The following is a 25,923-nucleotide window of genomic DNA, read 5'->3' on the forward strand; positions in this document are numbered from 1 at the left end:
GTTAATCTCTTTATAAGTTACACATAGTTAATTAATATGTGTTTAATAAACGGATAGTAAGGAGTTGTAAGAGATGCCAATCATTCGTTTAGAGTCAACTAAGTTAAGTAAGGAACAAAAAGAGCAGCTGGTAAAGGATTTTACCAAAAACGCAGCCAGAATCATGGAGAAACCAGAAGCCGCGTTTCATGTGATGATTCAAGAATACGATTCAGACAATGTGGGAGTCGGCGGACAATTATTAAGTGAAAGAAGGAAAAATGAATGACAACAATTGAAGAATTAGCAGCACGGCTGGAATTAAAGGAACTGGTGGATCGTTTTGCCATTGAATCTGACGAAAATAATTTAGAGGCTTACCGGGAGATGTTTACCGCGGATTGCCAGGTTAAAATCTATTTCAATCATCAATTAGGAATGGATTTGAACAGCATCGATGAGTTAATTGAGGCCTTTGAAGGATTCGGCACGCCAAAGGATTCTTTCCATTTTAGCGGATTGCAGGTAGTAGACTTTCAAGACGATACTCATGCAAGCGGTCAATGGTACCTTTTAGCTTCACTCGTAGATGAAGTAGAAGGCAAAGAGCTGCTGACAACTAATCGCGTTCGCTGCGAAGACAGCTATGTGAAGGATGCGGGTCAATGGCGCATTGCCAAAAGAGAACAGAATTTTGTGTTTTCTGATACGAAGGAATTAGCTTAAAAATCAGATAAAATAATTTACAGGAAAGTTCAATTGCCTGGTTCCAGGAGTGAACGAATCGGAGGGATAGTATGTTTTTAGAAAAGATAAAAAGTCCAAAAGAGGTAAAAGAATTGTCCGGCCAAGAGCTGCAGGTGCTGGTAGATGAAGCTAGAGCCGCTTTACTGGAAAAAGTCAGTCAATATGGCGGACATAACGGTCCCAATTTAGGGGTCGTAGAAATGACGGTGGCGATGCATTATGTCTTCGATTCACCCAAGGATAAATTTATTTTTGATGTATCTCATCAATCCTATATTCATAAAATGCTAACCGGACGAGGTCAAGCATTTACCGATCCTGATCATTATGAGGATGTGTCGGGGTACACCAATCCGCAAGAAAGCGAGCATGACCTATTCACCATCGGGCATACCTCCACTTCACTTTCATTAGCCAACGGTGTGGCAAAAGCGCGGGATTTAAAAGCAGAGGACTATAACGTTGTAGCGGTGATAGGCGACGGCTCCTTATCTGGTGGACTGGCTTATGAAGGACTGAATAATATTATTGAAGTGGGGACAAATACGATTGTGATCGTGAACGATAACGATCAGTCGATTGCTGAGAATCATGGCGGGATTTATAAGAACCTGAAAAATCTAAGAGACTCCAATGGTCAAGCAGAGGATAATTTCTTTAAATCGTTAGGCTTTGAGTATCATTATTTGGAGGAAGGAAACAATGTGGAGCAGCTAATCGGTTTGTTTGAAAGCGTCAAGGATGCCGATCATCCAGTTCTGCTGCACATCCATACTATTAAAGGTTTTGGGTTTAAATATGCTGAGGAAAATCGTGAGGATTTCCACGCTGGCGGTCCCTTTAGCTTGGAAACCGGCGAGTATCTTTCCAGCGGTCCGGCTGTTCCAACTTATACCAGCGCAACTGCGGATCTTTTGATTGATAAAATGGCCAATGATCCTAAGGTTGTGGTGGTAAATGGCGGTACCCCGATGATCCTATTTAGCCAAGAGCAGCGCAAGGCATTAGGAAAACAATATGTGGATGTAGGCATTGCTGAAGAACATGCCATGACCATGACTGCTGGCTTAGCTAAAAATGGCGCGAAGCCGATTTGGGCAGTGTTTTCTACCTTTATGCAACGCAGCTACGATCAAATTTCCCATGACCTGGCCTTAAACCATCTGCCAGGAACCATTTTAGTCTTTATGGCTTCGGTAAATGGCATGAATGATGAAAGTCATTTAGGTATTTTCGATATCCCGATGCTAAGTCACATTCCGAATTTAGTGTACTTAGCACCCACTAACAAAGAGGAATACTTGGCGATGCTGGATTGGTCGATTGAACAGTCAGATCACCCAGTAGCCATCCGCGTACCAATGGGCGAATTAAAAGAGACCGGCGTGGCGGATACGACCGACTATTCCCAGCGTTATAAAAATGAAGTTACTCAAAAAGGTGCTAAAGCTGCAATCATTGGGGTGGGCAATTTTTATCAGTTAGCCCTAGAGGTTGCGGAAGAATTAAGTACTAAACACGGCATTAAAGCTACCCTGATCAATCCCAAATTTATTTCCGGTTTGGATCAAGAATTACTGGATAGCCTAGAGAATAATCATGACCTAGTTGTAACGTTAGAAGATGGTGTTTTAGAAGGGGGCTACGGCCAAACAGTAGCCAGCTATCTGGGAGATAAAGACGTAAAAGTGATCAATTATGGCGTGGATAAACTGTTCCATGATCGATATGATGCACCTGAGCTGCTGTCACAAAGCGGGATGTCCGTAGACAAGATTGTTCAGCGGATTTTAGCCAATGTTGACGTATCACTAGCCGATCAGCTTGCTATTATCTAAAAAATAAGGGAAAGATACAGTATTGATGGTTACGCTGCTGTCAGCGAAATTATTTCTTGTTGAGCAAAACAATCTAACCGATCGACAAAAGCCCAATCCTTCCACCAGAGGATTGGGCTTTTCCACTGCAAAAAAAGAACACCCCACAGGATGTCCTTCAAAATCTCCGCTACACATCTTCCGTTTCAATATACTGGAAGTTATTGATAATTATTGTAATTTTGAATAGACTAGATACTTACCAAAAGATACATAAAAGCATGAAAATTATTACTTCAAATATCAATAAAATATAGGCTCCTTTCAGCATATAACTCCGTTTGTAATAAATCGAATTTTCTTCTTCTTCCTCAATAAAATGTCCAGTTGAGGCAGTTGTTTTATCTTTTTTAATCATACCATCACCTCTTCTGATTGCTGCTTACATGAGTGGCCTTCTTAGTAATTCTAACTACAAGTTTTCTTAAAGTCAGTTGGGAAGTACATCGCTAAGAAATATAGTTATTGATCCACAAATGACTAGACCTAGTGAGAACCACAAAAGGAATGCTATAAATTGGATGATAATAACTCCTAAACACGAAAGCAACATTTCTCCAAGACTATATTCATAGACATATGACGGAATTTTTGAGTAGGTATTGCTGAGCAACAAAACTAAGAAGGGGAAAATTATCACTATTTTCAAAGGTAACATATTGCGGATCAACAAAACTGAGATTAACGTGTAAATAACCATCAAAAATTGCAGATATAGAATCGATTGAAAGTTTGATGGTGACAGCGCAGTTGTCCAGAGATTATATTCAAATAAGTAATATGCACAATAGCCAAAACAGTAAATGGTAAAGACGATAAACAATATCCCTCTTATTAATTTAATCATTGCTATCCCCCGTTACAGCATACATGGTGACAAAGTTTTTTAAATAACCATTAGGCTTGAGGTAGCTTATATCGCTACCTCACTAGAAGTTTAAATGGGTTCAACGTCTTTTCTATCAGTATAGTTTTGTCGTTGCTCTTGGTAGTTTTCTTTAGCAACATCCATAGATTCTTTGAGTATCTGGTTGAAAGCTTGATAGGCTTCTCGGTCTAAGTCGCGCAACTCTTTTTGCAAGGCTTCACGTTCAGTTTTTACTTGGTGTTTCAACTGAATAATTTCCAAAGACGAAAGTAATGATACTATGCCCAAGTAGACTAAAAACAATACGCAACATATTAATAGTATTAACAATATAGTCATCATATTTACCACCTGGCTAATCTATTGCTGGCACCCATTACATAACTATTTACAATGTATTGGTAACGTTCAGCGGCTTGAGGAGTAATATTCGTCAAGTGTTGTTCCAATGCTGACAAGGTGCCAGCGTGTTCCAGTGCAGTATAAGTTAGATAAGCTCTTCCATCTTCATGGAGCTTGGAAAGCATCACTTCCTTTACTTTCTCTCCGCCTTGCTTTTGAATTGCCCACTTGGTTGCCATTGGTAAATTGTCGGTGTTGCTGCGGTCAAAGATGCTTAAGTGGTTGTCCATTTTTGATTTCCTCCTATTTGAATATATTTAATCACTTGAGAATTAGTCATCGTGCATATAACTAGCTTCTCAAGGGTGATTACTACTTATCTTGTTAAGGCCAAAGACAATGTGCAGTTGCCTTTGGTATAATAAGGTGAGTTTACTATTGGCTCGGTCTTCGTATCTTTATTAAAACAGATTTTATAAGTGCCAATCTAGTGATAGAATAGTGAAATTCTAGTGAAACTTAATGAAACGAAGATTTTTTTGGGGGTGAAGGTATGTATTCTAGTTTTGGATATGCTGTATTTGTAGATTTGCTTGATAAGTCATCTTACGATAATAAAGACTTCAATAAATCTGACTTTACAAGAAATCTTATATGGACAATTGACGGCAAGGATAGCGAGTTTTTAAATATACAAAAAAATCAAGACTATGTTTGGAGACTGAATAATATGAGGTGTCAGACAAAAGCTGAACTAGCCTTGAAACTACATGAAGAAAACCCTGAATTGGAAAAATTCATATCAAAGACTTTAAATGAAAATATTCAGCAAGCTGAGTTCAAACAACTTATTATTGCAGCTATTAATGTAACGGATTTTAACGTTGGACAGAAAGAAAAATTATTAGCTTGTTCAGATGAGCCTATTGAAGTGTTCACTACTAGCGTGTTAGAAGAAGTGCTAAGGACCGGTGAAAACTCAAAGAAAAAGAATTTGAAGCACTACAAAACAACTGTTACGGATATTTTAACCTTTGGAAAATTCAGGGATAATGAACTAGGAAAAAATAAAACTGAACAAGTTGATGAAAATGATGAGCGGAAAAAGTACGAAGAGGATAAACAGAAACAAGTGGGGCAACGTACTCCTAAAGCTCCGATTCAGAAGCCCTTAAACAAAAAAACGACTAGGCAAACGATTCATATTTGGGTGGCGATAATTTGCTTAGCTATATCGATTATTCTCTTCATAAAAAATCAAAATACATTCAATAAAATTGCAAGAGGCGATACTTCTTTAAAAACTGAGATTTCTGAAGTTCAAGAAGTGAAGGCTGGTTGGGGTCCTGCTAGAAAAACTTTTTCGTCGTTGAATTTGCCGGATGAAGTCGTTTTTAATTCTATAGAAAATGCTAATCTGTCTGGTTTTTTTTCAGGAGATGAAAGAAACTTTTGCGTAATCAAGAAAGTAGATAGTAGCGAATGGAAAGATGAAGTAGTTTTAGAGGTAGGTTCTGAATATAAAGTTATCAATTTTTTTCACAACAATTCTAAAAGTATTACCGCTGAAAATGTTCTAATGCAGGCTAACATTCCGCAAACAGTAAAGAAGGATGAAGCTAAGAAGATATACGCGATCATCGATGCTAGCAATGCCAAACCAAAAGAAGTTTGGAATTCCGTTGTAATTAGATCGATGGAAAATGTGTCATTAAAACTTATTCCAGAATCTACGCGGATAATAAGCAATGGACCAGTAAATGATAGTAAAGTTGATGACAGCTTCTTTTCAGACGGAGCGAAAATTGGTTTTGATCATTTAGATGGTACAATTCCACCGAATGAATACGGTCAAGTAGTATATAGGTTCGAGGTTGTTCAGCCCAATTTTAAAGTGACTATTCGAGTATCAAGACACAATGAAAATGACTGGCAGCCAACACTGGACGTTAAACATGGCGAGCTTGTAGACTTTCTAGTTGAATTTAAAAATACCGGACATACGGATATGGAAAATGTGATTATAAAAATGGAATTACCAAAAGAATTAAATTATGCGTTAGATAGCACTCAAATAGCAAATGGTAGTTCTGAATTTGAACCGGTTGATGTTAGTGATGGCATGACCACTGGTTACAATATCGGTAATTATTCTCCTAATTCAAATGCTTTTATCAAATTTTCTGCAAAGTTACTCTATAGAGATAAAGAAAAAGGCGAACTTATAGAAGTTAAAGCAATTACTAGTACTTCTTCTGAAGAAAAGGATAGTATTTTAAAAATAGCAATAGACAAATAATTTCAATTCGTCTTTTTAATAGTAGCTTTTAGCAGATGAGCTAGCTTGTCATGGAGAATTCAATGTACATTTCGTAACTAAAAAAAAGAATCATTTAGAGGAAAAGTGTCCACTTAGCCCAATCCTTCACACCAGAGGATTGGGCTTTTCCACTGCAAAAAAAGAACACCCCGCAGGATGTCCTCAAAAATCTCCTCTACTCATCTTCCGTCTCAACATACTGGAAGTTCTTGGTATAGGCTTTAAAGTTGTATTTATTCCCCAGGATGTACTTAGCAATATGCAGGGTACGATCACTGGAACGTTCTAGATTCGAGCTGATGTCGATGAATACGACACTGTCGCCTGCTCGGCCTTCGCCGGTGTTCATCAGGCGAATGTATTTCTTCCGCAGTAATTCTACCAGTTGATTGACTTCTTTTTCCCGTTCTAAAATTCTTTCGGCCAATTCAGAATCGTCTTCTTCCAGAACAGTCAGGGCGTCGCGGATATTTTTCCGTACCTTGTCAAACAGCAATTCCAAGTCCTCATCGTAGAGAATATAGCTTTGACGGGAGCTGGTTTTTTTGTCCCGTTTGTCTCTTTGGCGTTGCCGTTCTTCCCGGGCGATGGATTCCTCAATGTAGCGAATGATGTTGATACAATGATCGCCCATCCGCTCGAAGTCCTTGGTGAATTCCATCAGCATCGCCTGCTCCTGACTCTCAAGCTCAGACAATTCGGCTGTTGAAATCTTCACCAGATATTCCGTCAATTCCACGTCAAAACGATTGATCGCCTCTTCGTATTGACTAACATCTTCCTGCCATTCGTTTTTCGGATCCAGATAAAAGCTCTTGGCCGCATCCATTGCCGACAACACGTAACGACCCATTTGCACGACTTCACTAGATGCTTGTTCGATCGCCATATTCGGCGAGGTATAAATCAACGCATCGCTCAAAGCTGTTGGCCGGATGTTCAAGTTCTTTTCGGTTCCTGGAACAATTTTCTTCACCAATGCCTCAATTTGCGGAATGAACCAGAATTGAATTGCCAGGTTGGATAAGTTGAACAGCCCATGGGCAAAGGCAATTTGCATCGCCGGATTCAGGTCAAAGGTATTCGACAAAAAGATCACCACTTGCGTAAATGGCGTCAACAAAATAGTAAAGATCAACGCACCAACTAAATTGAAAATCACGTGTGACGCGGCGGTTCGTTTAGCTGCCACACTGGCTCCCAAAGAAGCGATAATTGCGGTAATTGTTGTTCCAATGTTGTCACCGAATAAAATCGGCAACGCAGCTGACAGTCCAAGACTTCCTTGCATGTACAACTGCTGTAAAATCCCAATAGTGGCACTGGAGCTTTGCAGCACCATTGTTAGTAAAGTCCCGATTCCCACCCCTAAAACAGGCATGTGAGAAACGCTGACCATCAAATCATTAAATTGCGGCAGATCTTTTAGCGGGTCCATGCTGCTGCCCATTAATTCTAAACCAAAAAACAGCGCACCAAAACCAAATAAAATCTGTCCGATATATTGCAGCGATTTTCGTTTCGTAAAAAATAGCAGCAGGGCACCGACACCCATAATTGGCAGGGCGTATTCACTCAGGTTAAACCCGATGATGAAGGCGGTTACGGTAGTCCCGACGTTGGCCCCCATGATTACCCCAATTGCCTGCTTCAAGGTCATAAATCCAGCACTCACCAGACCCACGGCAAGTACCGTTGTCCCTGAACTGCTTTGAATCAAACCTGTGACGATAATTCCAGCTAATACAGCCCGCAAAGGTGTCGAAGTAAATCGATTCAAAATCTCCCGCAGCCGATTGCCGGCCGCCTTTTGCAGACCATCACCCAAATACTTAATACCAAATAGGAAAATTCCTAAGCCGCCTAAAAACATAAAAAACATTTCCTGATAAGACACGGCACAACCTCCATCACATCTTTTAAACCACCATATCTAACATAATAAAAAAAAGGGCTCCTGTAAACTGTTTTTTGCATTTAAAGCGAAATTCTTTTGTAAAATAGAAAAACGGAAACGGTTTTCCAGATGAGCGAGGTGAATTTCGACAAAAATAGCGAATCCGTTCGTATATTTTGTCTTTTTTGATCATTTCAGCTAATCTAAAGGTTGAAAAAGATGATAAAAGGAGAGAGGAAAGTTGAAAGTTGTTTTTCATGTCGATGAGTTAACCAAACTCAGTGAAGCCCGTCACAACATCAAAAATCTATTAACTGCCGATAAAAATGCCACCATCGTGTTAGTTGTCAATGGGGAGGCTATTCAAGGCTATCTGTTGCCAGCACAGGTGGAATTTATGAAAGAATGCCCCAAGGTGAGCTACCATGCTTGCAACAACGCCATGAATGCTTATCATATTGCAAAAGATGACTTGTTGGAAGCCATCGAAGTAGTGCCTGCTGGGGTGATGGACCTGGTCCGACTGCAGCATGAAGGCTATGCGTATATCAAACCCTAAAAAATCGCCGAACTGGATAAAACAGTTCGGCGATTTTCTTCTATTATAGTTCTGAGTTCTCTGCTGAAAAAGCACCCTTAAATTTTATCTGTACTCTCCAAAGTTTAAAAGTAAACTCAGTGAAGGAATGCTATAATAGTAGCAGGACAGTAAGGTAATTAGTTGAATGACGGTGGCTATCTTTTCGAAAAGTGGGGTGGTTTTTATGAACACACTTCGAAAATCTGGAGAAAGGAGAAGCCTTTTGTCAGCATATGAAACAATACAAGTAATCCTTGGCTTTGGTATGTTTACCATTGCTCTGGTAAGCTTGGTTGTTAAGTTGCTTAAAAACGACAAAGAAAAATAACCGTCACCTTTAGCCGAAGGACGATTATTTTCTTTAAAAATAGTTAAATTTGGCCACCGTCTTTAGCGGTGCTGTCTCAAGGGAAGTTGTTGTAGCAACTTCCCTTTTCGTGTTTATTATACCATAGCTCAGTAAAAACTTATACCGACAATTCCTCCAATTTTGACAATTAGCTAAGAGAAATGTATTGTGACTACAATCAACCTCAATATTTTCTCAGAATTTACATTACCGCACCTCTTTTGTCCAGATATTTATTTCACTTCTCCAATAATTCGATCCATCACTGCAAGCATCTATGCATAAAATTTTAAAGCAACTCTTCTTTTCTCCGCCAAATGATATAAAATGGCGGAGAAAAGAGGTGATGGCGGAGAAATAATTCAATTATCACGAGCTGAAAAAATTGACCAATCTAAACTTTATTCAGATCACGGAAAGTTACATATAAAGATGCTTTACAACCATTTTAATATTGCAAACAGGGGTTTTAGCTGTTGTTTCACAACGTGCTTGATTACCAGTACTAGTAGCTTGATAAGACAACCTAACGATACTATTTCTTCGCCCAAACCTTCGATCGAGCTCTCTTTCCTTCAGTTACGATTCTATTTGCCTACGTTTTTCAGCTGTGCAGGTAAAACTAAAAACATGATATAATGTACAGCAATAAGCAGTTTAAAAGAAAAAAATACTCGTACTGTTATGCGTTTTGCCGGTCTAATTGCGAATGCTAAAGTTTTTCATCCCTTTTTTTCGGACTCCAGATAGTCCCTCTAAAGCCACCTCCAAGCTCTCGTTATCCTCCTCTAATTGTTCAATCCTTCTATATATAAGCTGATTTCAGTCAAGACGTGAAATTTTCGTTTTAGATGCAGTTGTCAAAATGCCTCTAACCATAACTAATAAACTTGGAGGAACTCGCAATTCTTTCGAGTTTTTTGTTTTGCATTCATAGACAAGGAGGTCGAAATCCTAGCAAAACGCCTGCGATAAGGATCTTGGATTACCTCTATGTAACTAATTTCATTTTCCGTATTCGAATTAGAATATATTTCAAAAACCTATTGACTTCCTTTGCGGAAACCGTTATCATTCAAAGTGTAATATGTTTCATCTTTAAAAATATTTTAGTAACAAATTCTAAAAAAGCAAGATTAGTACCACACAATTGGTTATTCTTTGGTGATAGGAGAATAACGGAAAAAGGATTGAAAAGCGTCAAGAACAAATTCATTTAACAACATCTATTGCACTTATTTTTTTCAATCAAGCAGGAATAAGGAAAGGAAAATGACTGATGAAATATGAAGAGCTGGCACGGACGATCGTGCAAAATGTTGGGGGAAAAGAAAATGTAAACGATCTCGCTCACTGTATGACTCGTTTACGATTCAAGTTAAAGGATGAAAGCAAGGCAAATACAGAGATTTTGAAAAATACAGAGGGTGTTGTTTCCGTCGTTCAAAGTGGGGGGCAGTATCAGGTAGTTATTGGTAATTCAGTAGGAGATGTCTACAACGATATCAATACTATTTATAAAATTAATGAAGGCGACAATTTTGTAGATGAACCAACCGATGACAAGAAGCTATCGATTTTTGATCGTTTTATTGATCTAGTATCCGGTGTATTTACGCCAACCTTAGGAATTTTGGCAGCAACCGGGATGATCAAAGGGTTAACGATGGTTTTTGTCGCAACTGGGCTATTGGACATGACTTCCGGAACGTATCAAGTCTTGAGTATCATTGGCGACTGCTTCTTCTATTTCTTCCCGGTGTTCTTAGGCTATACTGCGGCACAGAAATTTAGAGGCAATGTCTTTATCGGGATGGCGATCGGAACCGCAATGGTTTATCCGACACTGGCAGGTATTATGGCAGAGGAGCCTTTGTATACCTTATTTACAGGAACGATTTTCGAATCACCAGTTCACTTGACCTTCTTAGGAATTCCAGTCATTTTGATGAGCTATGCATCAAGTGTTATTCCGATCATCGTTGCCACCTGGATCGCCGCAAAGGTCGAAGGCGGATTGAAAAAAATTGTACCAGATGTCGTGAAATCTTTCTTTGTAACTGCTGGAACGTTATTAATCGTGATCCCGCTGACCTTCATCGTTATTGGTCCAATTGCGACCTGGGCTTCGCAGCTATTTGGGGCAGGAACCCAAGCTTTGTATAACTTGAGTCCGGTCATCACATCTGCTGTCTTAGCAGGAGTAATGCAAATTTGTACGATCTTCGGCGTTCACTGGGGCATCGTACCAATCACCTTGAACAATTTAGCTGTACTTGGCTATGATATGACGATTCCAGCCACAACCATCGGCATTTTTGGACAGGTGGGCGCAGTCTTGGCGGTTATGGTAAAAACTAAAAATAAAAAGCTGAAGGCTATGACTTATCCAGCATTTATTTCAGGCATCTTCGGGGTAACAGAGCCGGCGATCTACGGGATCAATTTACCTAGAAGAAAACCATTCATTTTAGGCTGCGTCAGTTCAGTAGCCGGTGGATTGATTGTTGGATTGATGGGAACGAAGGGCTATTCATTGATTGCTGGAATCTTCTTGCTTCCTAGCGTGATCGGACCAAATGGGATTGATCAAGGCTTTTATGGATTGGTAATTGGAATCATCGTGACGATGGCACTGGCTTTTGCCCTGGTGTACTTCTTCTGGAAAGAGGAAGAAGAAGTGGCGTAATCCTTACTAATTATCAGGATTGAATCAAGAAGAGGAGAGTAATTATGGCTACATTTAAAGAGAACTTTATGTGGGGCGGGTCCGTCTCAAGCATGCAGGCAGAAGGTGCCTGGAATACAGATGGCAAAGGTCCAACTGTCTACGATACTAAGAAAAAATCTACTCACGCGAAAACCTCGTCAGACTGGGAAAATGGCATCGATTTTTACCATCATTACAAGGAAGATATTGCCCTGTTTGCTGAAATGGGCTTTAATTCGTACCGCTTTTCACTAAGCTGGGCGCGAATTTTACCAGACGGTGAAGGGGAAGTGAATCAAGCAGGGTTAGACTTTTATGACCGTGTCATCAATGAACTGATTGCACAAAAGATCGAGCCGATCATTTGCTTGTATCACTTTGATCTGCCGGATGCATTAGCTGAGAAGTATGGCGGCTGGCAATCAAGAAAGGTTTTGGAAGCCTATCAGAAATACGCGGAGGTCGTGATCAAGCACTTCGGCAAAAGAGTGAACTACTATATTCCAATTAATGAACAAAATGTCGCGCACACTCTGACAAGCGATCTGCTGCCGAAGGATACCGATCCTAAAGAGTTGGCGCGCTGTGAGGCAATGGCGCAGCATCATTCATTCTTAGCGTCAGCCGCTGTGAAGCACTTAGTCAAGGCATTTGCCCCTCACGCTCAAGTCGGCGGGATGGTTGCCTTCTCACCATTTTATCCAGAAACGTGTCATCCAGATGCGATCCTAAGTGCTCAGATCGCCAATCGCCGGATGACCTATCAATCAACCGATGTCTTTGTCTATGGGGAATATCCGCAAGACCTGCTTCATGATTGGCAAAAAAATGAAATCATGCCTGAGATCACTGAAGGAGACAAGCAGTACTTAAAAGAAGGAACAGTCGATTTCTTACCCTTTAGTTATTACCAAAGCGCAATGGCTAAAACCGGTGCCGATATCACTGTTAACTCCTTCTTGGATTCCTTCTTAGACGGAACACAGCCGAAAAATGAGTTCTTGGATGTAAGCGAATGGGGCTGGATCATTGACCCAAGAGGCCTGCGATTAGCAGCGAAGGAGCTGTTTGATCGGTACAAAATGCCAGTCTTTACAGTAGAATGCGGGATCGGCGTCAAGGAAAGCTTGAATGAGGATTTGACGGTTGCAGATGATTATCGGATCGATTATTTAAGGGACCATGTGGAGCAATTGCGTTTAGCCGTAACTGAAGACGGCGTTGATTTGATGGGCTTTCTAACGTGGGGCCCCATCGATATCTTAAGCTCGCAAGGCGAAATGAAGAAACGCTACGGCTTTATCTATGTGAATCGCGATGAAACGGACCTAAAGGATCTGAAACGCTATAAAAAGAAGAGCTTTGAGTGGTTTAAACAGGTGATCGCTAGTAATGGCGAAGACCTTTGGGACAAAACGAATCCATTGACCTATCAGCAGGCCTCCCACTAACAGACGATAGGCAGAAAAGGGGAAATCAATGAGAAAAGTGAAAAAACGTGCTTTTTTATTGTTGGTATTAGTAGGGTGTGTCGTGTTTAGCGGATGTCAGACAAAGGCTGGAGATACAGCCGATAGTAAAGGGAAGGTTAAGGAGGATGCGGTCATGAAGGTAAAAAGCGAGGATGTCACTTTTGAATCCACCAGAGGCACAAAGATTTATAGTACGATAGTTACGCCAGCGGAAATGGAGGACGAAAGCTATCCAGTTGTCTTGTTCTCTCATGGATTCGTCGGATCAAGAGATGGCGATGGCGCCTTTCCGAAAATCGCTGAGAAGTTAGCCGAAGAGAATATCTTGTCTATCATGATTGATTTTGCTGGGAATAACGAGAGTGAAGAGCCGTATACCAATTACACGATAAAAAATATGAGTGACGATATGGATACTGCACTTACCTATATGGAAGAAAACTACAAAATCGACCAGGACAAGATCGGCCTGATGGGACACAGTATGGGCGCTCGCATGACTGCGCTGAAGCTGAATGATCAGATTAAAGCAGCGGCGCTCTGGGCACCTGCTGCTGCACCCGGGCTCGAAGGCATCTATGATTTTATGGGCGGCAAGGAATCTGTTGAAAAGTATTACCAAGAAGCACAAGAAAATGATTACGCCGTATTCGATTTTTATGGCGAAGAGTATGCCATTGATATGAGCTTGGCTTTCTTTGAAGAAGTCAAAGAAAGTAATCCTGTAGAAAAGATCAATGATTACCAAGGCAATCTCTTTATCGCAGTAGCGGAAAAAGATCCCGCGATTCATAAGGAAACAACCGACCAAGCAGTTAGAGCAGCGACGAATGTAAAAGAATTATCTGTCTGCACAATCAAGAATGCTGATCACGGCTTCAAACATATTGAGGATGAAAAGGATACTAGTGTACAAGGCTATACGATTGATCGGACGGCTGATTTTCTAATCCAAAAATTGAAATAATGACGCAGTTCTAACTAGTAGATAAACTATGCAAGGGTGAAAGGAGAAGCAAATGAAGCGATTCAAAAAGATGATCGTCGGAATGTTGTCAGTAGGCCTGTTAGCAGGGTGTTCAGGAGGGGGCGCTGCGACAGATTCCACCGATGCCGCTTCTGAGAATAAATCAGAAGAAGTTACTGTTTATTTCACACGTCACGGGAAAACAATGCTGAACACTACCGGCAGATCACAAGGCTGGAGTGATGCCCCATTAACGCCGGCCGGTATAGAAGTAGCAGAGGATGTCGGTACTGGTATCGGCGATAGTATCAAATTTGACAAAGTCTATACCAGCGATAGTGGGCGAGCGATCGAAACAGCAGAGATCCTCTTAGACAAAGCCGGGCAAAAAGCAGAAATAAACAAGGACAAACGCTTGCGGGAGTTCAACTTTGGCACGTTTGAATCAACGCTAGGGGCCGAATCAGTAGAGGCGATTGCCAAGCGGAAAGATTTAACAGCCGAGGAATACACTGAAAAAGCAGCTAAAGAAGGCGGCGGCTATAACGGCTTTATCAAAGAAATCTCAAATGATCTAGCTGAAATTGACAAGGAAAATGTCAAAGAAAACGAGAATTGGCCAGCGGAGGATTACGATACCGTAGCGAAACGTTCGAAAGCAGCATTGGATGATATCGTCAAAGAGGCAAATGAAAACGGCGACCAGTCAATCTTAGTCGTCTCTCACGGAATGACCTTAGCAACACTGCTGAATGAATTAGATTCGAGTGTCGCTAGTGAGATCCCAATGTCTGGTTTAGAAAATGCAAGTATTTCCAAAGCGACCTACAAAGATGGCAAGTGGAAAGTCGAAACAATCAATGATATGAGTTACGCTGAAAAGGGCGCAGAAGAATAGTGACTAGATGAATCACGTAAAAGATTCCGTACCCGAAGTTCAGCCATTAACGAGATGCATATAATGAAAAGGGAAGGCGAGTAATCAGCTTTCCCTTTTTTCGCTGTGCAAAGACCACAATAAAAGCTGTCGACACCTTCACATCACAGGATTGACAGCTTTAGTTGATTATTTTTTTGTCTTTTGTTCTCGTTGATCACCGATCCAGTTGAAGTAATAAGAAATAATTTCTGAAAACAGGAACATTTCAAAGCGTACATCCAATTGGCGCAATGAGCCGTCTTCTCTTAAAAAGGTGGAAGCTGCTGGTAAGACAAAGGATTTGGAAACCTTTTTCGCTATTTCAGCATCTTTGTTCATAGTGATTAGGATGGTTTTGGCACCAGCATCATTGGCTGCGTCGATCAGCTCACTGTATAGATCCATGGCAGTAACCGAATAAATGATGTAGACCCATTCCTTCTTTACTGACTGACTTAGATAGTGCATTTGTGTTTCTGTTGTGATCGCCTCATAAAAGACTCCTTGAGAGTAAAGAGAATAGACCAGCTGCTGAGCGGCCAAGCCCGTGTTGTCAAAGCCGATGCATTTAACATCCTGGGAATCATGCATCCATTCTACAAACTCGATAATGTCCTTTTCCATATCTAATTCCTTCAGCTTCGAAAATGAACGCTCGTAGGTATTGATGACTTCATGGAATAAGGAAGATTTATGGACAGGTTTTTCTTGGTTTTTGTCATTGACAAATGAATCCAGTGCCAGCTTAAACTCTGGATATCCGCTGTAGCCGATTTTTTTGATCGCTCGCAAAATAGTGGGGGAGCTCACATCAAAACGATCAGCCATATCATGAATCGACAGCCCCACATATTGTGCAGGATCAGCCATTATTTGCTCAAAAATCTTTTTATCAGTTTTAAACATCTTGGTATAATGAATCGTGATTGCTTCTTCGATATTGTGCATCATCTCAACATCCTTTCCCTGTATTCTTACCCTTATCCTACCAAAAAACGTAACAAATTTCAATCGATCATAGCACCTAGAAATATATTACAGAACGACTTGACTTCGCTGCGAGAAAACGGTATCATATATGTAACATATTACATAAGAAATTACCCGTGAGTAACAAATTACTAAAAGGTCGTGTCCGCAAATTGTTTCCTATCACCAAACAATTTACTGGTGCGACCAAATGATAAAAAGGAATTGAGGACCATGCTAACTTTAAATCCATTATTAACCGATAATGTGGTATTACAGGCAGAAAAGGATCACTTGATCAATGGCGTCACCGACCCTCATCTTCAGGTCACGCTTACGATTAGTGAACTATCTTTAAGTCAAATAAGTGACTCAAAGGGAGCCTTTGTTTTCACTGTACCGCCGCAACCATACGGATTGATCGCTGGGATGCGTATTGAAACCAAAAACGAGATCCAGGAATTAACTGTTCAATATGGCGATGTTTTTCTCTTTGCAGGTCAATCCAATATGGAATACACAATGGCCCTAGAAGCTCATTATTCAGAGGAACTAGCTCAAATCAAGCAAGACAATATCTTCTTTCACGTAGTTCCGATGCCTGAATTCCAGCTGGAGCTGGAGAAAGAGTCTCTCGGGAGTTGGGAACAGCTGGGCTCAGAGAACTTAGGTACGTTATCAGCAGTTGCTTACTATGCTATAAAGGAACACCGTAAGAACTACCCTGATCGGATCATCGGTATTGTTGTTTGCAGCAAGGGCGGAACCAGCGCCAGCTGTTGGGTGAGTAAAGCCGATCTGTCGGAAGATTCAGTGCTGAATGAGCAGATTTTAGCCCCGTTTGTTGAAGCAACGAAAGGAAAAGAGAAACAATATTTTGATACAGAATTTGCCACCTACTTGGCAACTTATCAGGCATACACTGAAAAACGCACTGCCTGGGTTGAAGATCACCCTGAACTGACTTTAGGACAGATCAAAGAACAGATCGGACATTCACCTTGGCCGCCGCCAGCCAATCCGTATCTCTTCAATCGACCAGGCGGACTTTATCAGAAGATGTTCAAACGAATCGCCCCCTTTACCTTTTCATCCGTGATCTGGTATCAAGGAGAAGAGGATACAGTGATCGGCTCGCTCTATGATCATTTATTGAAACGGTTGATCCTGCGCTGGCGCAAAGATTTAATGGAGCAGGTTCCGTTTTATCTCGTTCAATTACCGATATTTAAAGACAAACCGCAGCATGATTGGCCAAGTGTTCGGCAGGCACAAGCACAGGCTGCTCAAACCTATCAAGATAGTTTCCTAATCACCACCTTGGATTGCGGCGAAGTAGAGGATATCCATCCAACCGAAAAAGCTGTCCTTGGTCAACGCGTCGGTGAGATCTTAGACAATGTCTATTATGACAACGCACCTGTCGCAAGAGTAGCCAGTTGGAGTGATACCAAGATCGTAATCACAGTGGATCAGGCCGCCTCTTTGAAATTGCTGGAGGAATCGGCAATTAAATCAGGTGGAACAATCGAAAAGATTTCTATCGAAGGAAATCAATTGATTATCGAAGGAACTGGTCATACTATCAGCTATGCTTGGGAGAATGCTCCTGTGGTTGCTTTATTTAATGAAGTCGGCTATCCGGTTGCACCCTTCAACTTTGAAAAGTGATGAACTAGAATCTATTTCAAAGCAATAACTTAACAAAGAGAAGGAAGAGATGTCTATCTTCCCAAATTTGTAAGCTTTACTGTGTTTGATGATGTACCAATACATCAAAAAAGCACCAAACTCATATAATAAAAAGAAGTCCTAAAGTGAATATGCTGCCAAATACGCTTTTATAAATCGTTGCTTATTTTTATAATAAGTAGCGATTTATTTTTATTTACTGTTATAATTGGACGTAACAAACATAACGGAGGAAAATCCATGGATTCAAAAAATATCTTCGATAGCAACCGGTCTGCGTGGAATGAAGCCTTAAATTACCATCAAAAAGCCAGAAGTAATTCTTTACAAGAAGGATTCCAAGATTCTGCTTTTACGACCTTTGACAGAGATTGCGATGCTGTACTATTAGAAAAACTAGCTGAAATTGATTTAACGGATAAAGTGATTGGTCAGTTGCCTTGTAACAACGGAAGAGAGTTACTATCCTTGATGAAACTTGGGGCAAAAAAAGCAGTTGGTTTTGATATCTCAGACAATGCAATCCTAGAAGCAAGACAACTAGCAGAAATAGCTGAAATGGATGCGACATTCGAGCGAATCAATATTTTGGACATTGATGATAAATACAACAATTATTTCGATTTCATTTATATATCAGAAGGCTCACTTCAATGGTTTCCAGATTTGAATGCGTATTTTGCAGTCGTTAGCCGCTTGTTGAAAAAGGGTGGGCAACTGCTGATTTTTGAAATGCATCCCATTGCTTACCTATTTGAAGTCGACTTTGATGCCCAAAAGCCCGATTTTGATTTATTAATCCCATACTTTGAAAAAGGACCTTATCAGTATAAGGACGGTCTAGATTATATCGGTGGTGTTGAATATGAATCCAAGGAAGGTTATTGGTTCATGCACAAGCTATCAGATATCTTGAAAGCCCTTATAAAGAATGGGATGATTTTGGAAGATATCGAGGAGTACAATTTAGAGATGGCGAATAATGAGTCTACAAAGGTGTTGGATAAGTTTCCGTTGAGTTATATGGTTGTGGCGAAAAGTGATAGATAAGAACGATCAATATTTGTATTTGCTAACTTATACAATATAAAATGATAGATTGGTTTTTACCCAGTTGGAAAATACAAAAACTAAAAATGTATGTTTGGAAAGAATAAATCACTCTTGGCAAAGCAATTAGCATTTCAATAAGTAGCATGTAGTCACAGCATTGCAACTACACCCCCACAAAATATCATTTACGATTATGATGAGTCAAAAATAGCCGTGCTGAACCAGCGCGGCTAAAGCTTTTCATTCCATTTTTTCGGACTCCAGATATTTCCCTCTAAAGCCACCTGCAAGCTTTCGTTATCGTCCTCCAGCTGTTCGATGTAGCGGAGCGTTTCTTGGATAACCAGCTTGTTTTCTTCATTTTGCAACGACTGCAATTGTTCAGCCAACCAGGTATTTCGCATGTTTTTCACCTCAAAGGGAGTGTAACACAACTTAGAAATTTGGCGGGCAGGTATGCTTGTTAAAGGTCGAGCAGGCTGAGTTTCCTCCGCCAAATAATCTGAAATGGCGGAGAAAAGTGGTGCTTGGCGGAGAAAACCTACTCGATTCCTTGGCGCTCCTGATACGTCTTCGTCTCATACAACGGCGCCGTCGTCTGTCCGCCATGTTGCGAATAGACACTCCGAGATTCACCAGCTAGTTCAGTTTCCGCTTTTTCCAATCGTCCCAGCGAATTTTTGTAGCTAAAGTCAGCCGGATCGACCGGTGCTAATTGCTCATTGCTATAGAAGCGCAGTAAATCTCCATTATTGATCTTATCGGACATTGCCAGCTGCGTAGTTACCGCTTCTTTAAGGCCATCCGCCGCTGAAGCATCCTCTGCTAATTCTCCGGTTTGTGTCTGGTACAACGATCCACGATGAGAGGTGTACTCAGGAGAAACAAAATCGCCATTACGAAAGGCCACGGTCTGGTTATGTTCTGCTGAGAATAAATCCTGTCCTAACAACGGATAGTCCTGGCTGTTAACCCCCAACAAATGCAGCAGGGTAGGCAACACATCCACTTGACCACCATATGTCGATTGAATTCCGCCATTTTCGGCCCCAGGAATATGGAACATCAGCGGTACTTTTTGCATCTCTGCTTGATTAGCGCCGTTCCAAGTTTCGCTGTCTTCACCTAGCAAACCTGCCAAGTTTTTATTCCGCGATTCAGAAATACCATAATGATCCCCATAAAAAACCAAGATCGAATTTTCGTACAAGCCGCTGTCCTTCAAGTAATTGACAAATTCCTCCACCGATTGATCCAAATAATTCTCGGTAGCAAAATAACCGTTGATCGTCTTATCCTCGGTCGTCGCCATTGGAAATCCGGCATTGTCACCTTCTAAATCCGCATAAGGGTAGTGATTAGATACCGCAATAAATTTGGCATAAAAAGGCTGTTGCAAATGCTCCAAATAAGGTGCCGATTGCTGGAAAAATGGTTTGTCATGAAGCCCATATTGGAAAGAATTGTCCTCATTCACGTCATAATAAGAAGCATCAAAGAAATTTTGATAGCCAAAGCGCTTATAAGTCTCGTTGCGATTCCAGAAGTTCCCAGCATTCCCGTGGAAAGCCGCGCTGGAATAGCCCTTCGTCTGATTCAAAATCGCCGGCGCCGCATAAAAGGTATTTTTATCCCCCAATTGGCTGAACAACGATCCCTGACTCAAGCCGAACAACGAAGTTTCCAACAGCGTCTCCGCATCGCTGGTTTTCCCGGCACTCACCTGATGATAGAAATTTTCAAAGCTGAAGGTGCTCTTATCATGATACATGCTGTTCACAAACGGCATCACCTCATGCTCCACACCAGCTTCGTCCTTTAATTTGTAATCAATCACAAACTGCTGAGTACTTTCCAGATGGATGTAGATGACATTTTTCCCTTCAGCCAGCCCAAACATCTCTGGGTTCGGTTGGGCAAAGTGATCCGCCATATAATCCTGAACCTCCACCAGCTCATTGGGACTAGCCTCCGCCCGAACCTGATACGTATTGTAAGTCTGAATCCCATCCAGCACGGTGTACACATTCACACCCAAATATTTCACTAAATAATTGCGGGAAAAATTCCGCGTCAGAAGGCCAGTGCGACTAGTTTCTGCTAAAAACAGATTGCCGGAAAACAGCAGTAAAGCCAACGCAGACATTGAAAGCGCCCGACGTGCACGAATTTTCTGAGTGGAAACCTGAAGCTTCTTTTTCCAAAACAGCAGCGGAAAAATTGCTAAGTCAATAAAGTACAACAAATCCCGACCATGCAAGAGCTGCATCGCACTTTCACCTAAGCCGCCGCTAACCTTGCCCACGCCTAAGATTGTGTTCACCGTTAAAAAGTCCGTGAACTCGCGATAATACATAATATTGGCAAACAACAACACCAGCTGCAGCGCATACAAAACGAAGGCCGTAACATACGCCAGCTTTTCTCTTCTTATATAGAAGGAAATCGATAAAATTAGTAAGCTGGATGCCAGCGGATTGATAAACAGGATGAAATATTGCAGCGCATTATCGATCCCCAAATCAAATTCCACAAAATAAGCAAACAACGATTTGAACCAAAGTAAGCAGACTAACAAAACTACCAAACCAATTCGGGTGTTTATGAACCCCTTTAATCTATTTTTCAATTGACGAACCCCTTTTTTCAAGAAAACAACTTTCTATTAGTTTACCATTTTGAGAAATAGAAAAGGGATTTTTGTTAAAATTTACAACTTTTACTAATATCTTTTGAGGAATGTGTGAATCGATAACTGGTCATGATGGATTCGATTTATCGGGTGAATAACTGGTATAATAGAAAAAAACCGCAAATATCACGGATAGTTGAATAGATAAATACAAAGTGAGGGACGATAATGGGACTATTTGATCGATTCAAAAAGAAAGCGCAACCTGCACCAACTGTCACAGCTCCTGAACCCTGCCAACCAGAAAAGCCGCAAAGACCTAGTTCTGCCAGCAAAAAGCGAAAAACCTTGCCTAAAGACTTTGACGAATTGTTGGAAGGCAGAGATATAGACGCGCTGAAAGCAGTATTCGACAAATGTGCTTTGGATGCTTATAGCAGCTACAATAAACAGACCGCACTGGCCTTTCGCGGCATTCCGGATGAGCTTGCCCGCTGGCTGGTGGATCAGGGCGCGGACATTAACGCAAAAGACAGCTACGGAAACACACCTTTACACCGCCAAAGTGCCGTTTGGCATAGCAATGTTCAGCTGTTTATTGATTTGGGTGCCGATATTGAGGCAGTTAACAATCAAGGGGAAACACCGCTGCACACCGCGGCTTGTGCCTATATCCCCAATCATGTGCAGACACTAGTTGCCAACGGCGCAAACATAAATGTACGAAACAACCGTGGGCTAGCTCCGCTTTCGCTGGCCTTGGGTCAATGCCAGAACGCGCACATTAGCCGGATGGCGGAAGTTACCGAAATTTTACTGAAAGCCGGGGCACCAATCACGGAGGAAACGAGACAAGAAGTAGAACGCATCGGAAAATCCTTTGAGTTTGCCCGAAGTAACTTTAATCCAGACTTTTTAGAGGAAACGGAGGCAGGCTTGGAATCGTTGTATGAAGCTTTTGACGTCTTACCCGTTTTCAAGCGGAAAGTCCACGACGGCCATTCACCTATTACAGTGACCGCTACTCGCTGGCAGGATCAACATCAAGAACTGTGGAATCTGCTCGTTCCTGCAAGTGGACATGCCAAGACAGTGCAAGGCGAGGCCATTCGCATAACAGGCCGCATCTCTGACGAAATCTATCGAAACGGCAGCGCCAATTGGGATGCGGATTATCGTAAAATGTTGGAGGCACTGCAGAAGTTCCTCGGTTCAGGCAAAGCGCTGCCTGCTGAAGAATTAAAAGAAACCGCCGCGCTAGTTGAAGCTCTCTGTGACGGGACAGGTGAGGAAGAAGCTGCTCGGTTGACTGAACTGGCTGTGAAGTGGGTGCTGGAGAATCCGGAGCCTATCACAATGGAGGAACCGGGGTATAAGCGGTAAAAATCTAGGGAAAATTAGGGCACCAATACTATACAAGGAGTTTGACATGTTGATGAAGAATTTTACCTACAATTCCGCAGCAAAGGAATATCGAACGCAACAAAATGGTCTGGAAGTTTGTCTAGATAAAGAGATGATGAATCAAGAAACTGCTGATTACACTGTAGAAATTTTAAAGGCGTATCCAAACCGCTTGAACACTATTTGTGATGTGTTACTGGCTGATGAGGGTTTTAATGAGTTTTTCCCGCATGCCAGCAAAGATAGGATGCCGCAAAAGCTGCATGAACCATCGATCAGGATTCTTGATAAGAATGCAGGCATTATCAGTTATTGCAACCACGAGTACGACGGCACACATATTATTGATATTGAGTTTTCTGGTATTTTAGCGAGCTTCGATACCGTCAGTATTGATGGATAATCGGTTGTTTCTACTATTGTTTAGGACTAATTAGACACGGTTTTTTCGTTTTTGTATTCGCAAAGCGGAAGAAGACTTATGGTGAGCTTGACTTGATTATACGATCAAAAAATAGAGAATCCAATACCAAATAAAATTGTCTCGGCCTTTATTTGTAATTTTAGTATATAAATGTAAAATATAATTATCAAATACGAACGGAGACGTAAAATGCAAGAAGTCTTTTTATTTTTCGATGATTCCGGAGTGCTGCATAAAAACGCTCCAAATAGATTTTTCATCTACGCAGGCTTGATCTTTGTTGGAAAAGATGCTAAAGAAAATGCTAAACGCAGATATTGTGGAGTAGTGAAAAGAATAAAAAGCAATAAGAATTTAGAGGGAGAACTTAAGGCAAGTTTACTAAAACCCAGTGATAAATATGATTTATATAGAGTGTTAAAAGATGAACAAAGTATGGGCTTGACTGTAGATATCAGCAAAGTTCATCAAAGTATATTAAAAGAGAAAAATTCGATACACAGGTTTAAAGATTACGCTCTGAAGCGATTAGTGAAGGCGAAAATGGAAGAGCTTATTGCTAAAGGCTTATTGGATGCAAATGAAGATGTGAGAATAAATATATGTGTTGACGAGCAAGCTACTGCAACGAATGGGTACTACAATTTCAGGGACTCAGTATACGAAGAGTTAAAAAACGGGATAATAAACTACAATTATGAAACGTTCCATCAGCCTATATTTTTTGGAAATGTAGAAATTTCAGTCAGTTATTGCGACTCCAAGCACAATTATTTGGTGCAAGCGAGTGATATTTTGGCAAATAGACTTTGGACATCCTTTAAGATAAATCAACCGTCGATGAGAAATATTCCTAACCATTTATGCTTAAAACTGCCTTAATTAATTTACTTTAAAACTTGCATAATCTGAATCGATTGGTTATGATGTAAGTACAGATAGACATATGTTCTATACTGCGTACATGTAGGATTTGATAATAGTTATTAAGCGTAATGTAAGTACGCCAACCTACATGGGAAGTCGCCTTGAGCGGCTTTTTTTTTGTAGAAATTTAGTATAAAAAGTACTTTTTTAATGCGTTAATAGCCTATGATTAGAGATTTGAACCATTAGAAATCTTTGCAACACTGGTGATTTTAAGCAAAGTAAAATTTTGTCAGTTGAGGCTAATGCCAAAGTTGCATTTTGAATATGTTGTAAGGGCTTACTGCTGATGCCATAATGAAAGTACAGAAAGACAAAGGAGGAAACAAGAATGAATTCAGCAGTAAAATCAAGAATTCAAGCGTTTGGCGGTTTCTTAACGGGGATGGTACTGCCAAACATTGGGGCATTTATTGCATGGGGGTTGTTAACAGCATTATTTATGCCAAATGGTTATTTTCCAAATGAAACATTAGATGCTATGCGACCGTTTATGCTGAGATTTATGCTACCGACGTTAATGGCGTATTCTGGTGGTAAAGCAGTGTACAAGAGTCGAGGCGCTGTAATTGGGGTAATTGCTACTTTCGGTGTCATTGCTGCAGCTGAAGTTCCGATGTTCATTGGAGCGATGGTGATGGGACCACTGGCAGCTTTAGTATTAAAGAAATTTGATGGTTTGATTGATGGAAAAATAAAATCAGGATTTGAAATGTTAGTCAATAATTTTTCATTAGGTATTATCGGAATGTTAATTGCTATTTTAGGAAATCTAACATTTAGTCCAATGATTCTAGGTTTGAATGAATTCTTTAGAATAGCGGTTGAAGCTTTAGTCGACAGAAATTTACTATTTGCTATGCCAATCTTCACCGAGCCAGCTCGTATGCTGTTCTTAAACAATGCGATTTCTCAAGGTATTATGAATCCTATGGGAATACAGGATGCTGCGGAAGCAGGACAGTCAGTGTTCTTCTTGCTTACTTCTAATCCTGGCCCAGGTTTAGGGTTATTGCTTGCTTACTGGAAGTTTGGAAAAGGAAATGCAAAAGATAATGCGCCGAGTGCTGCTATTATCCACTTCTTTGGTGGTATTCATGAGATGTACTTCCCTTATGTGCTGATGAAACCAGTATTGATTATTTCGACAATGGTTGGTTGGATGTGTTCAAATCTTTTCTACAACTTAACCGGAGCGGGTTTAGTAGCTTATCCTTCACCAGGAAGCTTTATCTCTTATATGCTGATGACGCCGCCTGGAGAGCATATCAAAATTATTACCGGAGTTGCCATTGGAATTGTTGTCAGTTTTGCTATTGCTTCTCCTATTTTAAAAGCGGACAAAAAAGTCTATACAGAAGAAGACTTAGCGATTTCCACTGACAAGGTTCAAGAATTAAAGGGCAAGAAGAAACCCGCTACTTCACAACCAGTCGCTGAAGCTACAACTGTATCAGCAGTAGCATCAGGAATTCCTATGACAAAAGATGTCAGTTTAATTGTCTTTGCCTGTGATGCCGGTATGGGATCAAGTGCTATGGGATGTTCTGTACTGAAGAAAAAAGTGAAAAATGCAAGACTAGATATAGAAGTCATTCATTCGGCTATCGAAGAAATACCTGCGGATCGAGCACAAATTATTGTTTGTCATGAAAGTTTGAAGGATCGGGCAAAAAGAATTGCTCCAGAAGCCTATTTTGTCACGGTATCCAACTTTGTTAACGCTCCAGAATACGATAAACTAGTGAGTGACTTGTCAAATTAATACTCAGGCCTCAAGAATTTCTCCCACAGG

Annotated in this window: 23 protein-coding genes; 16 read left to right on the plus strand and 7 right to left on the minus strand. The window is 40.8% G+C overall.

The annotated features are described in order from the left end of the window. Positions 1 to 73 precede the first annotated feature (73 nt). From dmpI to JZO70_RS20945, 3 genes are all read left to right on the plus strand, one after another. On the plus strand, positions 74 to 268 hold the full coding sequence (gene dmpI, locus JZO70_RS20935) for a 4-oxalocrotonate tautomerase DmpI (RefSeq protein WP_242704064.1): 195 nt from the start codon (positions 74 to 76) through the stop codon (positions 266 to 268). Beyond that, complete coding sequence (locus tag JZO70_RS20940) at positions 265 to 705, plus strand: nuclear transport factor 2 family protein (protein WP_207675644.1); 441 nt, start codon at positions 265 to 267, stop codon at positions 703 to 705. Before dmpI ends, JZO70_RS20940 begins: the two co-directional genes overlap by 4 nt. Before the next feature lie 71 nt (positions 706 to 776). Then, positions 777 to 2,564, plus strand: coding sequence for a 1-deoxy-D-xylulose-5-phosphate synthase (locus JZO70_RS20945; RefSeq protein WP_207675645.1), 1,788 nt, complete (start codon positions 777 to 779; stop codon positions 2,562 to 2,564). A gap of 238 nt (positions 2,565 to 2,802) precedes the next feature. Here JZO70_RS20945 and JZO70_RS20950 read toward each other — a convergent pair whose 3' ends face one another. From JZO70_RS20950 to JZO70_RS20960, 3 genes are all read right to left on the minus strand, one after another. Then, positions 2,803 to 2,961 (minus strand): hypothetical protein, encoded by a 159-nt coding sequence (locus JZO70_RS20950; protein ID WP_207675646.1) that lies wholly within the window; start codon positions 2,959 to 2,961, stop codon positions 2,803 to 2,805. A 579-nt stretch (positions 2,962 to 3,540) separates the two neighbouring features. Then, the gene (locus JZO70_RS20955; protein WP_207675647.1) at positions 3,541 to 3,810 is read right to left on the minus strand and encodes a hypothetical protein; all 270 of its coding nucleotides are present in this window, start codon (positions 3,808 to 3,810) and stop codon (positions 3,541 to 3,543) included. Positions 3,811 to 3,815: 5 nt separating this feature from the next. Continuing rightward, on the minus strand, positions 3,816 to 4,103 hold the full coding sequence (locus JZO70_RS20960) for a hypothetical protein (RefSeq protein WP_207675648.1): 288 nt from the start codon (positions 4,101 to 4,103) through the stop codon (positions 3,816 to 3,818). Between the two features lie 263 nt (positions 4,104 to 4,366). On the opposite strand from JZO70_RS20960, the gene JZO70_RS20965 reads away from it, so the two are divergent. Then, positions 4,367 to 6,112 carry a DUF11 domain-containing protein gene (locus JZO70_RS20965; protein ID WP_207675649.1) on the plus strand — a complete coding sequence of 582 codons (1,746 nt, stop codon included), beginning with the start codon at positions 4,367 to 4,369 and terminating at the stop codon, positions 6,110 to 6,112. Positions 6,113 to 6,308: 196 nt separating this feature from the next. Here the strand turns inward: JZO70_RS20965 and JZO70_RS20970 are convergent, their stop codons facing one another. Next, positions 6,309 to 8,030, minus strand: a complete 1,722-nt coding sequence (locus tag JZO70_RS20970; RefSeq protein ID WP_207675650.1) for a Na/Pi symporter — start codon at positions 8,028 to 8,030, stop codon at positions 6,309 to 6,311. Between the two features lie 241 nt (positions 8,031 to 8,271). Between JZO70_RS20970 and JZO70_RS20975 the strand changes: the two genes are divergently transcribed. The 6 genes from JZO70_RS20975 (at position 8,272) to JZO70_RS21000 (ending at position 15,006) form a co-directional block, all read left to right on the plus strand. After that, a complete protein-coding gene (locus tag JZO70_RS20975) occupies positions 8,272 to 8,589 on the plus strand; it encodes a DsrE family protein (protein ID WP_207675651.1) in 318 nt (105 codons plus the stop codon). Positions 8,590 to 8,794: 205 nt separating this feature from the next. Further along, on the plus strand, positions 8,795 to 8,938 hold the full coding sequence (gene pepG1 / locus JZO70_RS20980; protein WP_347565218.1) for a type I toxin-antitoxin system toxin PepG1: 144 nt from the start codon (positions 8,795 to 8,797) through the stop codon (positions 8,936 to 8,938). Between the two features lie 1,300 nt (positions 8,939 to 10,238). Then, a complete protein-coding gene (locus tag JZO70_RS20985; RefSeq protein ID WP_207675653.1) occupies positions 10,239 to 11,648 on the plus strand; it encodes a PTS transporter subunit EIIC in 1,410 nt (469 codons plus the stop codon). Between the two features lie 44 nt (positions 11,649 to 11,692). After that, entirely contained in the window at positions 11,693 to 13,120 is a 1,428-nt protein-coding gene (locus JZO70_RS20990; protein ID WP_207675654.1) for a glycoside hydrolase family 1 protein, read from the plus strand. 28 nt (positions 13,121 to 13,148) lie between these two features. Continuing rightward, entirely contained in the window at positions 13,149 to 14,108 is a 960-nt protein-coding gene (locus JZO70_RS20995) for an alpha/beta hydrolase family protein (protein ID WP_207675655.1), read from the plus strand. 52 nt (positions 14,109 to 14,160) lie between these two features. Continuing rightward, on the plus strand, positions 14,161 to 15,006 hold the full coding sequence (locus JZO70_RS21000) for a histidine phosphatase family protein (protein WP_207675656.1): 846 nt from the start codon (positions 14,161 to 14,163) through the stop codon (positions 15,004 to 15,006). Between the two features lie 168 nt (positions 15,007 to 15,174). On the opposite strand, the gene JZO70_RS21005 is transcribed toward JZO70_RS21000, so the two are convergent. Further along, positions 15,175 to 15,978 (minus strand): MurR/RpiR family transcriptional regulator, encoded by an 804-nt coding sequence (locus JZO70_RS21005; protein ID WP_207675657.1) that lies wholly within the window; start codon positions 15,976 to 15,978, stop codon positions 15,175 to 15,177. 252 nt (positions 15,979 to 16,230) lie between these two features. Between JZO70_RS21005 and JZO70_RS21010 the strand changes: the two genes are divergently transcribed. Together JZO70_RS21010 and JZO70_RS21015 are read left to right on the plus strand one after the other, a co-directional pair. Then, a complete protein-coding gene (locus tag JZO70_RS21010) occupies positions 16,231 to 17,667 on the plus strand; it encodes a sialate O-acetylesterase (protein WP_207675658.1) in 1,437 nt (478 codons plus the stop codon). A gap of 261 nt (positions 17,668 to 17,928) precedes the next feature. Beyond that, the gene (locus JZO70_RS21015) at positions 17,929 to 18,738 is read left to right on the plus strand and encodes a class I SAM-dependent methyltransferase (protein WP_207675659.1); all 810 of its coding nucleotides are present in this window, start codon (positions 17,929 to 17,931) and stop codon (positions 18,736 to 18,738) included. A 233-nt stretch (positions 18,739 to 18,971) separates the two neighbouring features. On the opposite strand, the gene JZO70_RS21020 is transcribed toward JZO70_RS21015, so the two are convergent. Next, positions 18,972 to 19,145, minus strand: coding sequence for a hypothetical protein (locus JZO70_RS21020; protein ID WP_207675660.1), 174 nt, complete (start codon positions 19,143 to 19,145; stop codon positions 18,972 to 18,974). Positions 19,146 to 19,282: 137 nt separating this feature from the next. Then, positions 19,283 to 21,370, minus strand: a complete 2,088-nt coding sequence (locus tag JZO70_RS21025; protein ID WP_207675661.1) for an LTA synthase family protein — start codon at positions 21,368 to 21,370, stop codon at positions 19,283 to 19,285. A 231-nt stretch (positions 21,371 to 21,601) separates the two neighbouring features. Here JZO70_RS21025 and JZO70_RS21030 point away from each other — a divergent pair, with 231 nt between their 5' ends. The 4 genes from JZO70_RS21030 to JZO70_RS21045 all read left to right on the plus strand — a co-directional run bounded on the left by JZO70_RS21030 (position 21,602) and on the right by JZO70_RS21045 (position 25,893). Continuing rightward, positions 21,602 to 22,756 carry an ankyrin repeat domain-containing protein gene (locus tag JZO70_RS21030; RefSeq protein ID WP_207675662.1) on the plus strand — a complete coding sequence of 385 codons (1,155 nt, stop codon included), beginning with the start codon at positions 21,602 to 21,604 and terminating at the stop codon, positions 22,754 to 22,756. Positions 22,757 to 22,802: 46 nt separating this feature from the next. Next, a complete protein-coding gene (locus tag JZO70_RS21035; protein WP_207675663.1) occupies positions 22,803 to 23,180 on the plus strand; it encodes a hypothetical protein in 378 nt (125 codons plus the stop codon). Positions 23,181 to 23,390: 210 nt separating this feature from the next. Beyond that, positions 23,391 to 24,083 (plus strand): DUF3800 domain-containing protein, encoded by a 693-nt coding sequence (locus tag JZO70_RS21040; protein WP_207675664.1) that lies wholly within the window; start codon positions 23,391 to 23,393, stop codon positions 24,081 to 24,083. A gap of 376 nt (positions 24,084 to 24,459) precedes the next feature. Next, positions 24,460 to 25,893, plus strand: coding sequence for a PTS mannitol transporter subunit IIBC (locus tag JZO70_RS21045; protein ID WP_207675665.1), 1,434 nt, complete (start codon positions 24,460 to 24,462; stop codon positions 25,891 to 25,893). Positions 25,894 to 25,923: the final 30 nt, after the last annotated feature.

The organism is Candidatus Enterococcus moelleringii (assembly GCF_017377575.1).
GTDB classification, from domain to species: domain Bacteria; phylum Bacillota; class Bacilli; order Lactobacillales; family Enterococcaceae; genus Enterococcus_A; species Enterococcus_A moelleringii.

What these genes read in the sequence shown, in the direction of transcription:
- dmpI (WP_242704064.1), top strand. Translation starts at nt 74, where the DNA reads ATGCCAATCATTCGTTTAGAGTCAACTAAGTTAAGTAAGGAACAAAAA.
- JZO70_RS20940 (WP_207675644.1), top strand. Translation starts at nt 265, where the DNA reads ATGACAACAATTGAAGAATTAGCAGCACGGCTGGAATTAAAGGAACTG.
- JZO70_RS20945 (WP_207675645.1), top strand. Translation starts at nt 777, where the DNA reads ATGTTTTTAGAAAAGATAAAAAGTCCAAAAGAGGTAAAAGAATTGTCC.
- JZO70_RS20950 (WP_207675646.1), bottom strand. Translation starts at nt 2,961, where the DNA reads ATGATTAAAAAAGATAAAACAACTGCCTCAACTGGACATTTTATTGAG.
- JZO70_RS20955 (WP_207675647.1), bottom strand. Translation starts at nt 3,810, where the DNA reads ATGACTATATTGTTAATACTATTAATATGTTGCGTATTGTTTTTAGTC.
- JZO70_RS20960 (WP_207675648.1), bottom strand. Translation starts at nt 4,103, where the DNA reads ATGGACAACCACTTAAGCATCTTTGACCGCAGCAACACCGACAATTTA.
- JZO70_RS20965 (WP_207675649.1), top strand. Translation starts at nt 4,367, where the DNA reads ATGTATTCTAGTTTTGGATATGCTGTATTTGTAGATTTGCTTGATAAG.
- pepG1 (WP_347565218.1), top strand. Translation starts at nt 8,795, where the DNA reads ATGAACACACTTCGAAAATCTGGAGAAAGGAGAAGCCTTTTGTCAGCA.
- JZO70_RS20985 (WP_207675653.1), top strand. Translation starts at nt 10,239, where the DNA reads ATGAAATATGAAGAGCTGGCACGGACGATCGTGCAAAATGTTGGGGGA.
- JZO70_RS20990 (WP_207675654.1), top strand. Translation starts at nt 11,693, where the DNA reads ATGGCTACATTTAAAGAGAACTTTATGTGGGGCGGGTCCGTCTCAAGC.
- JZO70_RS20995 (WP_207675655.1), top strand. Translation starts at nt 13,149, where the DNA reads ATGAGAAAAGTGAAAAAACGTGCTTTTTTATTGTTGGTATTAGTAGGG.
- JZO70_RS21000 (WP_207675656.1), top strand. Translation starts at nt 14,161, where the DNA reads ATGAAGCGATTCAAAAAGATGATCGTCGGAATGTTGTCAGTAGGCCTG.
- JZO70_RS21005 (WP_207675657.1), bottom strand. Translation starts at nt 15,978, where the DNA reads ATGATGCACAATATCGAAGAAGCAATCACGATTCATTATACCAAGATG.
- JZO70_RS21010 (WP_207675658.1), top strand. Translation starts at nt 16,231, where the DNA reads ATGCTAACTTTAAATCCATTATTAACCGATAATGTGGTATTACAGGCA.
- JZO70_RS21015 (WP_207675659.1), top strand. Translation starts at nt 17,929, where the DNA reads ATGGATTCAAAAAATATCTTCGATAGCAACCGGTCTGCGTGGAATGAA.
- JZO70_RS21020 (WP_207675660.1), bottom strand. Translation starts at nt 19,145, where the DNA reads ATGCGAAATACCTGGTTGGCTGAACAATTGCAGTCGTTGCAAAATGAA.
- JZO70_RS21030 (WP_207675662.1), top strand. Translation starts at nt 21,602, where the DNA reads ATGGGACTATTTGATCGATTCAAAAAGAAAGCGCAACCTGCACCAACT.
- JZO70_RS21035 (WP_207675663.1), top strand. Translation starts at nt 22,803, where the DNA reads ATGTTGATGAAGAATTTTACCTACAATTCCGCAGCAAAGGAATATCGA.
- JZO70_RS21040 (WP_207675664.1), top strand. Translation starts at nt 23,391, where the DNA reads ATGCAAGAAGTCTTTTTATTTTTCGATGATTCCGGAGTGCTGCATAAA.
- JZO70_RS21045 (WP_207675665.1), top strand. Translation starts at nt 24,460, where the DNA reads ATGAATTCAGCAGTAAAATCAAGAATTCAAGCGTTTGGCGGTTTCTTA.